Annotated in this window: 7 protein-coding genes and 1 pseudogene; 2 read left to right on the forward strand and 6 right to left on the reverse strand. The window is 49.8% G+C overall.

Going from position 1 to position 14,614, the window contains the following annotated elements; genetic code table 11:
- The first annotated feature begins 98 nt into the window (after positions 1-98).
- The gene (locus E1757_RS33460) at positions 99-1,649 is read left to right on the forward strand and encodes an extracellular solute-binding protein (protein ID WP_133236457.1); all 1,551 of its coding nucleotides are present in this window, start codon (positions 99-101) and stop codon (positions 1,647-1,649) included.
- A gap of 231 nt (positions 1,650-1,880) precedes the next feature.
- Here the strand turns inward: E1757_RS33460 and E1757_RS33465 are convergent, their stop codons facing one another.
- The 4 genes from E1757_RS33465 to E1757_RS36065 form a co-directional block, all read right to left on the reverse strand.
- Positions 1,881-4,163: an AraC family transcriptional regulator gene (locus tag E1757_RS33465; RefSeq protein WP_165972398.1), complete on the reverse strand. Its 2,283-nt coding sequence runs from the start codon at positions 4,161-4,163 to the stop codon at positions 1,881-1,883.
- A gap of 201 nt (positions 4,164-4,364) precedes the next feature.
- The gene (locus E1757_RS33470; RefSeq protein WP_165972399.1) at positions 4,365-4,997 is read right to left on the reverse strand and encodes a GntR family transcriptional regulator; all 633 of its coding nucleotides are present in this window, start codon (positions 4,995-4,997) and stop codon (positions 4,365-4,367) included.
- Positions 4,998-5,168: 171 nt separating this feature from the next.
- Positions 5,169-12,635, reverse strand: coding sequence for a cadherin-like beta sandwich domain-containing protein (locus E1757_RS33475; RefSeq protein WP_165972400.1), 7,467 nt, complete (start codon positions 12,633-12,635; stop codon positions 5,169-5,171).
- Between the two features lie 224 nt (positions 12,636-12,859).
- Entirely contained in the window at positions 12,860-13,021 is a 162-nt protein-coding gene (locus E1757_RS36065; RefSeq protein WP_165972401.1) for a hypothetical protein, read from the reverse strand.
- Positions 13,022-13,208: 187 nt separating this feature from the next.
- Here E1757_RS36065 and E1757_RS33480 point away from each other — a divergent pair, with 187 nt between their 5' ends.
- Positions 13,209-13,919, forward strand: a complete 711-nt coding sequence (locus E1757_RS33480; RefSeq protein WP_133236465.1) for a response regulator transcription factor — start codon at positions 13,209-13,211, stop codon at positions 13,917-13,919.
- Here the strand turns inward: E1757_RS33480 and E1757_RS37135 are convergent.
- Positions 13,916-14,086: an ATP-binding protein gene (locus E1757_RS37135; RefSeq protein WP_425464881.1), complete on the reverse strand. Its 171-nt coding sequence runs from the start codon at positions 14,084-14,086 to the stop codon at positions 13,916-13,918. The genes E1757_RS33480 and E1757_RS37135 overlap by 4 nt on opposite strands.
- A 359-nt stretch (positions 14,087-14,445) precedes the next feature.
- Positions 14,446-14,614, reverse strand: a pseudogene (locus tag E1757_RS33490) (IS5/IS1182 family transposase); the annotation flags it as partial.

Genomic DNA, 14,614 nt, shown 5'->3' on the forward strand with positions numbered 1-14,614 from the left:
GCTAGTCGGAACATGATTATTGACGGGTAGCCGGCCTGAATATACGATGAGGGTGGTTACCGGGAGACCAACATTTCCACAATGAGGGGGATTTATGAATGGGCATTTCCTATAAAAAGGACAGAACGTTTATCGCAGCCGGTCTGACCGTTGTCATGACAGCAGGCGTACTTGCCGCATGTACTTCTACGACTAACCAAGGGACGCCTGCAGGCAAGAACGGAACGGAGAACAAAACCGAAGCCAACAGCGGCGCTCCATTGGAATTCAGCATGATGGCCACGCTATGGGTAGCCGATCCGCCGAAAATAGACGGAGAGCCTATGAAGATCATTCAGAAGGCTACGAATACAAAGCTCAATATCAATTGGGTGCCTAGCGGTACGTACAATGAAAAAGTAAATGCTACGATCGCAACAGGCCAATTGCCGGATGTGATGACCGTCACGCAGGGCTACGATAAAACCCCGGGCTTCATTAACTCCGTACGCTCCGGCATGTTTTGGGAGGTCGGGCCTTATTTGAAGGATTATAAAAATTTAAGCAAATATAACAAAAACGTGCTGACTAACGTTTCCGTCGATGGAAAAATATACGGTCTGCCCCGCGCACTGCCGCTGCCGAGAGCAAAAACGTTCATGTACCGGAAAGACTGGCTGGATAAGCTCGGTTTGCAAAAACCGAAAAGCCTGGACGATATTTATACGGTACTTAAAGCTTTCAGGGATAAAGATCCCGACGGCAACGGAAAGAACGATACACTGCCGATCGTTGAAGGCCAAGGCATTGATCTGTTTTATGTGGCATTAGCCGCTTACGGGGGGCCTGACTTATGGGAAGTAAGGAACGGGCAGCTGGTTCCCGATTTCATGACAGATGAAAATATGCAAGCGCTTAAATTTATGAAGAAGCTGTACGATGAAAAGCTGATGAACCAGGACTTCGCTACCCTTCAAGGAAACCAGAAAAATGAAACTTTTTATAAAGGCACCGCTGCGGCGTATGGAGGCATTGTGTCCGAATCCGCCAATCTTAAAGCTAATACAGCCAAAATACCCGGAGCGGATATTGACTTTGTTACAAGGGTTTCCAGCACCAAAGGTGACCGTATCTTCAGTAATGTCGGTTATGACGCCATGTTCGTCTTTCCCAAATCAAGCGTAAAAACGGAAGAAAAACTGAAAAAGATTTTGGACTATTTCGATAAGCTGGCCGATCCGGAAGTGCTTCAATTGATGAGCTGGGGGCTGGAGGGCGTTCACTTCAAAATGGAAAACGGCAAACCCGTTACAACCGATTCCGCCAAATTCGAAATTGAAATCAATCCGCTGCGGGCTCTGCGCGCCACCTGGGACACCATTTTCCGCTCCAATGTCGAAGGCTTGTCGGAAATACGCCAAAAAATGACACAAAGCTATTTGGACAATGAGCCTTATGTCGTATCCAACCCGGCCTATTCGTTAATTTCCGAAACCTATGTGACCAAAGGCGCCGAGCTGGATAAAATGATTAAAGACGCCCGGATTAAATTTATTATGGGCGCTATTGATGAGAACGGCTGGAACAGCGCCGTCGATCAGTGGAAAAAAACAGGCGGGGATAAAGTCATTGCCGAGCTGAACGCCCAACATGCCAAACTGAAGCCGTAGTTTATCCGGTACTGCCGTTTTCAACTGCCCTCCTGATATGAATTTGTATGTGAAAAGTGAATTGCATGTGAAAAGCCGCTTCCAGCCCTACCTATACAGTGGTGTTAGAAGCGGCTATGCATATTGGGGAGGCTGTCTCATCGGGTGATACCCGTTTGGGACAGCCTATCTTGTTTATGCCCCGGCAATCGAAGCTGCCGACCGGCTTTAATTGGTACTCCGAGCCTCCGGTTATACATGCTTCCGGATTTGCCGGTCCCAATGATCTTCCCGGAATTTCCCCGGAGTTATCCCTTCCAGCTTGCGGAAATAACGGATGAAATTTTGCGAGCTGTTATAACCGAGACGCGAAGAGACTTCGCTGATCTTAAGATTCGTTTCCGCCAGCATCTGCTTGGCGAGCTGCAGCCGCAGCCGGGATACATAGTCGCTGAAGTTAATGCCTATATGCTTTCGGAATACACGGCCCACATAATCCGGATGATAATGAATAAGATGAGAACACGAATCGAGCGTTATATTCTCGTGAATATGCTCATGTACGATACGGATCACTTCTTCGCACAGCTGCTTGTAATGCTCCTCCCTGTTGGCCTCCAGCAGCTCAAAGATAGGTGCAATGATCACGTGCTTAAACCAGGCTTTGATTTCCTCAGCCGTTTGCAGCTCAAGCAGTTGGGCGAACAGATTCGCTTTCCCGTACAGCGGCACGAAAGGCAGCCCTTTACGCTGCACCGGCCTCGACAGGTCCATAAGCAGCTGCACCAGGTACATTTGGTACTCGCGGGAGCTTAAATGGCGGTTCAGAATCTCATCTACAAACATATCCACTAGCCTGTACGCTTCCTCCACCTCGCCGCCCTTAATCATCTCCGCTATTTCTTGAGCCAGCGACTCCGGAAACATCAGCTTCACCGGATAGGCCGGCTCAATATCCGCAATATTAAGCACAGCGCCCTGCCCGAGTCTTACCCTGTAGGACAATGCCTCAAGCGATTCTTTGAAGGCCGCCGGGGTATACATAAAGTCCGTATAAGAGCGGCTGACCCCAATGCTCACTTTTAAATCGAGTACTTGGGCGATTATTTGCTGAATATGGGTAATTTGCTCGTTGACGCCCGCCATAAACTGTTCCTGTGAACCGTCCATCCCCCCCATTATCGTGACCTGGTATTTCTCAAAAGGCAATGAGGCGATCCGGGCCTCTTCATGCAGCAGCTCGACGGCTATATTATTAACGGCAAAGAGAAGCAGGTCTTTATCTTGTTCCCCGTATCTCGTGTTTTCCAGCGAATCGATCTGAACGGTGCATACACACATCCAGCTTACATTCAGATTGTAACGGTATTGCTCCGTTTTGCTGCGAATCTCCCTATCCTTCAATCGCCCTTGCAGCAGGTTCATCAGAAAGAAATTTTCCAAATCCTTCGATTGAACCTGTACCTGATTAAGAAGCTGCATATTGGAGCGTTTCAGCATAAGAATCCGGTCCTTAATAAAATGAATCTCGTCCGTTTTCGAACCCGAAACCATCTCTTGATCGTTATCCTTAACCGATTGATACAAGTTGAGGATCGGGAAATAAATTTTCCTGGCGCCGCCAAGCGACAAAAGAACGACGATTACCAAAATAACGAGACATGTCACCAAGGTAAGCCAGCCGATCGACCGGGCATCCATCAGAGCCTGATCCAATGGAACGACAGAAACATAGGTCCAGTTGTTAAAATCGCTTTTCTGGTATGTAACCGCAACCCCGTCCGTCCCGAATTTCGTTGTAAAATGACCGGAACTGCCACGGAGCTCGCCGCTCTGCTTATCATTAAATAGACTTCCTCCCTGTGATGATCCGTCGGAAGCGGCAAGCACCTTGAACTGCTCATCGATTATATAGATCGTGCCAAAGTCGGATTTTTGTCCCATCAGCTTCGTAAGATCCGCAACCGATACAGAAGTGACGATAAAGCCTTGCGGGGTGAGCGAATTCATCGGCAGCTTTTTGACAAGCACGATCTCCCTCGGCTCCGTCCCTTCATTTATCCTGATATCGAATCCCCACGACGAAACATGGGGCAGCTTCCCGTAGGGCAATAAAGCTTTCATATCCTCCCGGCTCCCATATCGGACCAGCCCGTCATTGCTGATCGACCACATCTTATCGATGTTGACCAACAGGATATCCTTGATCCCGAGCTCGAAGGTTTGAATGGAATGCAGCTGGCTTTTCAGCAGATCTACCGTGGAAAATTCGCTAATATCGAGCTTCTGCCCCATAGAAGCATACGCCAGCGGCGAGCCGATGAATTGGCTGACCGAATGATCGATCGTTTTGAGGACTTGCTCCATTCTCATTTGCGTTTGGAGAAGAAGATGATGACTGCCGTCGTCAACCTTTTCCTGAATCAAGCTCGACGATTTCCAGAAGGAAAATGCCCCCAGGAATATAACCGGGATCACGCTTAAGGCCAAGCAGAAAATAATAAGCCGGTATAAAAATGAACGATGGTATCTCATATTCCCTCCACGCTGCAAGAAATGGCACACCATACAGCTTTTTGCAAAGTAAGCACTTACAATTGAGCTTTTAAAATTAACATCTGGTGGATATTGAACGTTTATTCTTTCCATCCCATAGGCTCGGAGCTTATTTGCATACATTGTATACAATGAAGCTCATCATTAATTATAATTCACCCTCATGCCGCCCGCAATCATTTATTTCCCCAATACGGGGATTGTTTTCCGCAAATGCTCCACCATCTGCCGTTCCGCCTCATCTTCATTTCCTGCGGATAATGCGGCCAATATTTCCATATGCTCCGGATACGTTTCCGACGGCGCGCGAAGCAATCCTTTGCTTAGCGATACAGTAAGCACGTGGGCGCCCTCAAGCTTTTGTTTCAAAATCAGGTTGCCGGAAAGCTCCATGAGTCCCGTATGAAATGCAATGTCCGCTTGACGATAAGGTTCAGGATCCGAGCTCTCCTGCCAATGACGGTACGAAGAAGTGAGCAGGGTGCTGTAGTAGGCGTTGGTAGCTTCGTCCATTCGGGAAGCGCATAGACGGCATGCCAGACCTTCGAGCACCGCCCGAACCTGCCACATGGACAAAATGAACTCATTGGTAAATTGGGTGACAAACAGCCCTTGGGGGCCAGTCTCCAACAGGTGATCCCTTTCCAGCTCAGCCAGCGCCCGCCGCAGCGGCGTACGGCTTACTCCGATCCTTGCCGCAATCTGCTCCTGAATGATCGGAACCCCGGGCTGCAGCTCCCCGTTCATAATCATCTCCTTAATCTCGTTATATACCTTCTTCTCCAAAAAACCGGTTGAGGCTATTCTGGACATGCTGACATCTCCTATTATCCGACATATAGACATATTTTTTCATTATATACGAATACTCCCTGTTTTTCGAGACTGAACAACAGAACAGACAAAACAAAGGCTATACTGCAACAGCTTACACTACTGTTGACAGTATAGCCCCTTATTATTTAGCTGCAGACCATAACAGATTTAAATCAATTCAGATTTTTGAAGCAGTCGTTGCACAATTGCCGCAACCTCGGCTCTTGTCATGTAATCCTTCGGTACGAGCTCCGTGCCGCTTCTTCCCGACACAATGCCGGACTGTACGCTGTCAACAATACTGCTTTGCGCCCAAGGTGATGCCTCTGCTGCATCCCTATAAGAACGAAGTGTCTCTTCGGTCGATTGAACATGCAACTTGGCTTTCAAATTCGTAATCGTCATTGCCTTGGCGATGATGACCATCGCTTGTTCGCGAGTGATCTTGTCATTCGGCCGGAATGTTGCGTCTTCGAATCCGCTGATCAAGTGATATGCATGTGCGGTGTTTATCACACCGTTATACCAATCTGTCGCCTTCACGTCCGAGAAGGTCGTCGCCCCGTTCTCCGGCTTCAGTCCCAATGCCCGAACGACGATCGCCGCAAATTCAGCGCGCGTAATATCTCGGTCAGGATTGAACATGCCGTCTCCGGTTCCGTCGATAACCATTCGCGCCCCCATGTCGTTGACGGCATTTTTCGCCCAGTGGTTCTCCACATCCCTGAATTCGATCGGATGCCATACGACGGAGTACGTGCTGTTCGTCAAGCTATGGATTTTGGCGTAATACTTGCCGTCAATCACAACAATTCGGGTTGGCACGTGGCGTACGGTTCCATCCGGATCAACCACAACGCCTGTCATGATCTTGTTCGGGTCGACGCCGTCCGGAATGGCAATCGTTCGTTCCACATAAACGTTAAATGTTGATACTTCTATCGTCTTGCCTTCGTAAATGGCTTTGACCGTAAAGCTGAGCGGCGGAGCAACGATCGCGAATCCATTGCCAGCTGCCAGGTTTTCTACGATTTTCAACATATCGCTTGGCGGTTTGGCGATCTCAATCTGTACCTTAATGTCCTGAAGCGCTACGGTTTTGCCAAACTGATCTGATAACGTATTTATGTTGATTTGCTGTGCAGGTAAGGTATAGGCGGCATTCTCTGTTTTAATTTCCACGACCGCATTCTTTTGTGCCATGTTCTTGACGATCCGGCCGTTCAGTTCACCAACTACGGCATCGGAATTCGTATTTGCCAAAATGGTTACTACGACGCCCTCTCCTGCCGATGCGAGCTTCTCATCCAGTGTTTTCTCGTCGATGGTGATCGTTGTGACAGTCCGATCGTTCACCTTCGTTGTTGATGCCGTTGTTTTCACCGCCTGACCGTTGACCAGCATCACAGCCCCACTGTCAGATGGCGGAGCGGGAATGCTGGAACTGCCGCGGCTCGAGCTCGATGGCGCTCTCGGCGTCACCGCGTTGGAAGCGTCGGAAGCCGCGCTGCTGCCTACACTGTTTATCGCTTTCACGGTAAACGTGTACGTCGTTCCATTGACTAAGCCTGCGATGGTAATCGGGCTGGCCGTTCCCCTTGCCGTTATATTTCCTTGCGAGGACGTGACCTCATAACCTGTGATGGCACTTCCTCCATTGTCCGCGGGCGCTGCAAAAGTAATCGCAGCCTGGCCGTTGCCTGCGGTTGCGGTTACGCCTGTCGGCACTGCCGGAACCGTTTTTGGCGTTGCGCTTACTTCATTGGAGGGGGCGCTGTCCCCGCCGGGATTGACGGATCGAATTGTAAAATAATACGTTGTCCCGTTGGCCAAACCGGTCACATTGTAGTTGTACACCGAACCGCTCACAGTAGTTACTAATGTCCCGTACGTCGCTGAGGCCACGCTCTGATATATTTTATATCCCCTTGAACCGGGCACAGGGCTCCAATTAAGGCTCACCTGTCCATTTCCTTCTAATGCAGACAGCAATTGCGGAGCGTCCGTCGACGGTACTTGCGGCATTGCGCTAACTTCGTTTGAAGCGCCGCTCTCTCCGCCTGCATTAACGGCTCTTACTACAAAATAGTATCGAGTCCCATTCGTCAAGCCGGAGGCTTGATAACTATACACTGTGCCGCTTACTGTAGTTAACGGATTGCTGTATGAGCCTGAATGTATACTTTGATAAATGTTATATCCTGTCGCTCCGGGAACGCTTGTCCAGTTGATCGTTACATTCGAATCGCCTAAAACGATAGATTGAATCAGAGGCACACCATCGGGCTGATTCGTTATCCATTTCGCGTACAGCGTCATGTCTCTGGTAATCGGGGTTGTCTCAAAGCTGAATTGTGCGGTCAGCCCGCTATTGGAATACCAGCCTCCGAACGTATTGCCGGACTTCGTTGGAGCAGTCGGTTCCGCAGCATACGCGTTATATGTCACGGTTTGGCCGGCAACCGCGGAGCCGCCGTAGCTGTTGAAGCTCACCGTGTAACTGTTAGTCGTCCACTGCGCGTACAGCGTGACGTCATCCGCCCCCAACGTAAAGGTCGCATTCGCCGCATAGCTCGTGCCGTTTCCATCCGCCTGCGTATTCCATCCCGCAAACGTGTAGCCCGTCTTCGCCAAATTGCCGGTGTTCCCCGATACGGTAACCGTGCTGTTATTGTTGTAGCTTCCTCCGGCCGGCACGCTGCCTGTGTCATGGCCGTTGCCGTGATACGTCACCGTGTAGCTGTTAGTCGTCCACTGCGCGTACAGCGTGACGTCGTCCGCTCCCAACGTAAAGGTCGCATTCGCCGCATAGCTCGTGCCGTTTCCATCCGCCTGCGTATTCCATCCCGCGAACGTGTAGCCCGTCTTCGCCAAATTGCCGATGTTCCCCGATACAGTGACCGCGCTGTTGTAGTTGTAGCTTCCTCCGGCCGGTACGCTGCCTGTGTCATGGCCGTTGCCATGGTACGCCACCGTGTAGCTGTTGGTCGTCCACTGCGCGTACAGCGTGACGTCGTTCGCTCCCAATGTAAAGGTCGCATTGGCCGCATAGCTCGTGCCGTTTCCATCCGCCTGCGTATTCCATCCCGCGAACGTGTAGCCCGTCTTCGCCAAATTGCCGGTGTTCCCCAGTACCGTTACTGTAGCTCCCTGTATATACGTATTACCGTCAATAGGCACGCTACCTTCCGTGCTGCCGTTGCTATCATAGGTGACTGTGTTAAAAACCGTGACGGTGATCGTCCAGCTCTGTGTGCTGTTGTCTGCAGCTTTCACTACAAAGGTTACAGGGTTCGTGAAATCGTTGGTTGTTACACCGCTCACCTGATCCACCGTTCCGACCTTCGCCGAAGCTCCGGCGGATAACGTGAAGGTGGCCGCCAAGCCGTTCAGGTTCGTCCCATGCGCCACCTCAATCGCTATCGTGTGCGCATTTGCATCAATTACAGCAGGTCCCGTCTGCTCTGCGAAGCTGAACGACGTTATATCCTTTTCAGTATTCGCCGCTGTCGACACGGTGACCGTGTAACTTTTGGTCGTAGTCCCGTCTTCCGCCGTAACCTTATAAGTCACCGGTGAGGAAAAATTATTCGGCGTTATGCCGCTCGTCTGTGCAGTTGATCCCACCTGAACTGTCGACCCTACCGAATTGGTGAACGTCGCAATTAACGCGGACGTGTCCGTCCCATAGGGAACGGTCAAAGCGATTGCAGTCCCGCTGATTGTTCCCGTCACCGCCGGAGTCAGTCCCTCGAAACGGAATGAGGTGATATCGCTGGCTGTACTTTTACTGCGTGTAACTGTAATCGTATATTGCTTGGTCGTCGATCCATCCTGTGCCGTCACAATCACAACAATAGAGTTTGAACCCGTATTCAGGGCAAGAGGCAAGCTATCCTGACCGCTGCCCACAGCAGCTGCAGCTCCGCCGTTTACGCTCACAGTAAGGGTCGCGCCCGCATTCGTCGCTGTAGGTTTAATCGTGATACTGGAAACGCTATTCGCCACTGTGGATGAGTAGCCGGCCGTATTTGACGAAAACGATGGACTTAGTATTCCAGAAGATAATGTTAAGCCGCTGAGCGTTGCGACCGTGCTCGCTGCTCGGGTCACTGTTATCGTATAGTCCTTCGCCGTTCCATCTTGCGCAGTCACCGTAACAACAACGGTATTGCTGCCGACGTTAATGGAGAGAGGCACGCTATTTTGCCCGCTGGTCACGGCTACAGCGGTTCCCCCGTTGACACTGGCCTTCACCGTCGCCGTCGAATCGGCTACAGTAGGTCTAACTGTAATCGTTGACGTTCCATTGGAAACGCCGGAAGCCGTATAATTAGTAACAGCAGCGGAGAAGGTCGGACTAAGCGTCCCGCCGGTTGTCGTCAAAGCGCTTAAATTCGCATTCGAACTGCCTGCCGCGCGCGCAATGGCAAGCGTATAGGTCTTGGTATTCGTCCCGTCCTGAGAAGTTACCTCTATCGTAATGGTTGTAGTCGCACCCGCCGAAAGCGCGATGTCGCCGCTTGGCTGTCCGCTAACCACAGCCGCCCCGTTCACTTTGACGGTGGAGCCTGCATTGCTGACGCTCGGCGTCACATTCAGAAATGAAGTGCCATACGCGACACTCGCACTGTATGCTGTTGTCCCCTCCGAAAAAGAAGGGCTAAGCGTTCCCGAGGATAAGGTTAACGCACTTAAGCCTGCAGCCGAAGGATCCGAGCGTTTGACATTCAGCGTATATTCTCTGCGGTCGATCCCGTTCGAGCTAGCCACGGTAATCGCGACACTATTGTCGCCGACGGCCAGATTCGTGCCGCCGCTCACCGTAATGACGTTCGTTGGGTCGACAGCTGTGCCCGTCACGGTAACATTATGAACATCACCGGCAACGGAGGCCGAATAGGCAAATGTCAGATTATCTACGCTTGGAGAGACGGGAGCGGCTGCTCCCGAATCCGCAGTTACCGTTAAACCTGACAGCCATAAGGGTAACGAGCTGCGAAGATATGGAGTAGTTGTACCGCTGACGATATTCCAAATTGTGCTGAAGTCCCATGTACTATAACTGGCGCTGCTCTTCATACTTGCTGTCGGGTAACCCGTTAAACCGGTAGAAGTTCCCGTACCCGAGCCGTTGCTCCGCCCGGATGAAGTCGTATTCCAATAATTGTTGGTGAATGTTCCGCTCGTTCTCGTGCCTACCAGTCCGCCTGCGGCGCTCCCGCCCAGAACCTTGCCCGCAGCATAATTTTTTGTATAGGTCCCATTGCTTGTCCTCCCTATCAAACCGCCCGCTGATGCGTTATTTGCAACAACTTGTCCCGTCGCATAACTATTCGAGATCGTTCCGTAATTATCGTTACCCACCAAGCCGCCCGCCTGACTGGAACCATGGACGCTTCCCTCTGCGAAGCTCGTTTCTACTCTGCCATAATTATAATGATTGCCGACCAAACCGCCGACTGCGCTGCCGCTGCCTGTGACATCGGCCAGAGAGCTGCTTGAAGTTATTGATCCGCCCGTTACGTACCCGGTTAGTCCACCTACATTGTTTCGCCCCGTGACATTACCGGAAGTACGAACGTTTGTTGCAGTAGAACTGCTAAGCCATCCTACTAATATACCTGCATTGTCCTGGCCGACAACCGAAGCTTGGAGGATTTCCAGGTTGAACGCACTGCCAATGTAAATGTAATTGAACAGACCGACCTGATCTTCAGTCGGCCTCTGTATGGTTAGCCCTGTAATACGGTGCCCGTTGCCGTCCAGGCTGCCTTCAAAATAAATGGGTTCCCATCCCTGGCCCCCATTCGCTGTCGCATAGGAGGATAAATCAATATCGGCAATGAGTTGATACGCTTTCTGATAATCCAACCGTACGGCATCCAGTTGTTCCGCAGTTGCTATCAAAAAAGGCGATGCCGCCGTACCATCTCCACCGGCAAACCGATTGCGGATGACGGTAACCGTGTAGGTATTCACCGTGCCGTCCGAAGCAGTGACCTTCACTGTTATTATATTGCTCCCTATGATTAAATTGCTTCCGCCAGTAACCGTGTAGGCTGCATCGGGATGATGCGGTATAGCTGATATACTCACAGCGCTCGTGCTACTCGGAACGAATACCGAGTAGGATAGTGTCCCGCTGCCGAATCCGGGTACGGAGACGCCATCCACTTTCAGATCCGATAATTGAGCATCCGATGATAAAGTAGATGAAACGAGCTTGTGAATATGAATCGTATAGACTTGCGAAACTCTACTCTCGTTCGCATCGCTTACCGTAACGGTTGCTACATTATCTCCGGTAATTAGCGTATTGCCCCCGGCAATTCGGACAATCGCACCGGGATTTGCGGCAGGAGCCGTAATCGTCAATGACGCGGTCGCCCCCGTTACGCTAATATCATACTGACGAACAGCGGCATTGAAGCCTGGCGCCATTGTACCGGCCGTTCCGGCATCGGGCACTATCGTAAGACCGGTCAACCAGAGGGGTGCGTTGCTCTGCACAAAAGGATAGCTTTTCCCTGCCGCTACTGCCCAGGTTCCGCTGAAGTCCCAGCCTGTGAAGCTCGCCGACTGATACATATTCGCAGTCGATAAACCGGTGACACCTGAGAGATCGGAACTCCATCCATAACTATAAGACGTACCTGATGCAGATTCATCCCAGAAGGAGTTAGTGACCGTGGAACCGTAGCTATAGCCGCCCAATCCGCCTTTAAAGCCGCTTGCTGTTACAGAACCGGCCGCATAGCTATTTATAACCGTTAACTCATATAAATAACCTACCAAACCGCCGACGGTGCCTGCTCCGCTCACCGAACCGAGCGAATAGCTGTTCTGAACAGTTCCCATGTAGCCCTGTCCAATTAACCCGCCGACAGTCGACTGATCCCCTACGACATTCCCGGAAGCATAGCTGCGTTGAATCGTTCCCCCACTCATAAATCCGACAAGACCGCCTACATTGGAGCCTGCTCCATGAACGTCGCCTTCCGCATAGCTATCCGATAATATTTGATTAGTGTCATAGTAATAACCGACCAAACCGCCTACATTATCCCCGCTTCCGTAGACAGTCGCCGAAGAGCCGGTGTACGAGACGTTAGAAGTTTGCAGATTGCCGACCAAACCGCCAACTCCCTGTTCCCCTTTGACATCGCCTGAAGCATATACATTCTGCAAAGTAGAGCTTGCCACAGTACCGGCCAGAATACCCGTGTTGGATTTTCCTATGACATTAGCTTGAAGGATTCTCAGATTGATGATCTTACCCATAAAGACCATTTCAAACAAACCTATTTGATCCACATCGCCGCGATTAATTTTCAGCCCTGTAATCTTATGCCCGTCGCCATCAAGAGTCCCCCCGAAATACCCCTCGACGGGCTTCCAGCCCTTTCCCCCATCCGACGCAGCATATGCTGATAAATCGATGTCTGCGGTCAGCTTATAATTCGCGTTCAAATTATTCCGAACGTTATTCAGCTGCGTTGCATCCGCAATCAAATACGGCGACCCCATCGAACCGTCTCCTCCGGCAAAACCCGAATCCGCCAGCGCAACATCCACCGGCATGTTCGAAAAAATAGCGGTCAATACGAATAAAAACGATAAAGTGCTGTTCACAATTCTCTTCCTAAATTGAAACAAAAGCATTCCCTCCATACAACCAATTTTTTCTTTCTCATGACAAAAAACAACGCGGAAAATTTTCTGTATGGATTTACCACGTTGTCTATTATGAAGTAATCTCTACACCAGCTGCCGTCCCCATTAAATCCAAATACAGATAAGAATATAAAAGATCAAAGTAAAACTGAAGTAAAATGAATCGAATTTTTAAAAATCGTTCACTCCACCCATATGGATACAATCTTTTCTTGGTTCAGACGATTTACAATTGACTGGGTTATCCTGTTCCCTGCTTTCAACAGAAGCATACCCTGCTTGTTATAAATATCTTTAGCTAATATTTTTCCGATAATAAATTCTGTTACGATCGCCTTTTGCATTCCTACACCTCCTCATACAGCTGGGTGCTATACGGAAAAACATGATCTCCAGAAGCACTTAACGACGAGTATAAATGGCCAAAGTTAAATAGCAGTAAAACCATCGATTTTAATAGAAAAAAAGAGAAAAAATGATAAAATAGTCATAACTCATAAGTTTTTGTCGTAAAAGGAGAAGTGGTGAATCATGGATGCGCAAATGATTTTAATCGTCGACGACGATCCGGACATGCAGGAACTAATAGGCGCCTTTCTGGTCGGTGAAGGCCTGGTTGTACGCCATGCGCTGAATGCCGAACAAGCATTGTCCATTCTGGCCAAGGAAGAGCCGGACCTGATTCTGCTCGATATTCAAATGCCCGACATGGACGGTGTGACGCTTTGCCGCAATATACGCAACCACTACGAACGGCCCATTCTATTTGTTTCCGGCAGCAAACAACAGGAAGACAAGGTGAAATCGCTGCAGACCGGCGGAGACGATTTTATCACCAAACCATTCGATCCTATCGAATTGGTAGCCCGAGTAAAAGCCAATCTGCGCTGGAGCACGCTGCTCACTGCTTCTTCCGACACCAAACGAACCATTGCTTTTCCAGGACTGAAAATCGACCTTGATCGTTATACCGTTACGGTCAATCAAGAGCCTGTGGAGCTTTTTGCCAAAGAGCTGCAAATGCTCATTACGCTCGCCCGGCATCCGAATCAGGTGTTTCATCCCAAACAACTATATCGACTGGTGTGGGAAGACGATTTTCACTATTCGCCGAATACGATCAAAACCCACATTCATCAATTGCGAAAAAAAATAGAGCCGAATCCGGCTCTGCCTCGTTATGTCGTTACCGTAAAAGGACTGGGTTACAAGTTTAATCCTTACGGTGTTGTGGAAGCTTAAGGTTTATTGGGATCGAATACCGGTAATGAAAACGAAAACCTGCTCCCTTGGCCAAGTGCGCTTTCCGCCCAAATCCGTCCGCCATGCTGCAGGACGATCTCTTTGGCAATCGCAATGCCTAAGCCGCTTCCTTGCATGCCGCCAGCCGTTGTCCGCTCTCCTTGCATAGCGTAGCCGCCTCTTCGATCCCTGTCGTCTCTCCTTCCTTGAAGCAGTTCCGTACGCGATTGTTCCGCTACGACAAATGGCATAACAGAGACTAATAAATACTTGGCTAATCGACTCCCATTAGCTGCGCACCAAGCAATTAAAATCGGCAATAAAATTAAACACGCCTGCATAAATCTTGACACATAGACAGCGATTCCGAAACATGAAGAAGCCCCCTTGCAGGCAGAGGCCACTGAAGAACTTACTGTTTTTCTTCTTCGGCGGCAAATTCATAATCAAAGAAGACATCTACCCAATTTTTTTGGGGAGATGTCTTCTTTTTTTTGATCCTATTCGGGGATATCAACCCTAAATTTCAATCCGTTAATTTCAATATTCGCTTGAGATTCACTGCAAATATGGCCATGGCTCCTTGCAATTGCATACCAAGCAAACCCGAGGATGTGGCTACATCGTACCCGTGTCCGTGTTTGAGTTCACTGTTTTTGGCTTCTATTTTGTAGCGTTCCTTGGCTTTTGCTTTG

Source organism: Paenibacillus piri (assembly GCF_004354045.1).
GTDB lineage: Bacteria > Bacillota > Bacilli > Paenibacillales > NBRC-103111 > Paenibacillus_S > Paenibacillus_S piri.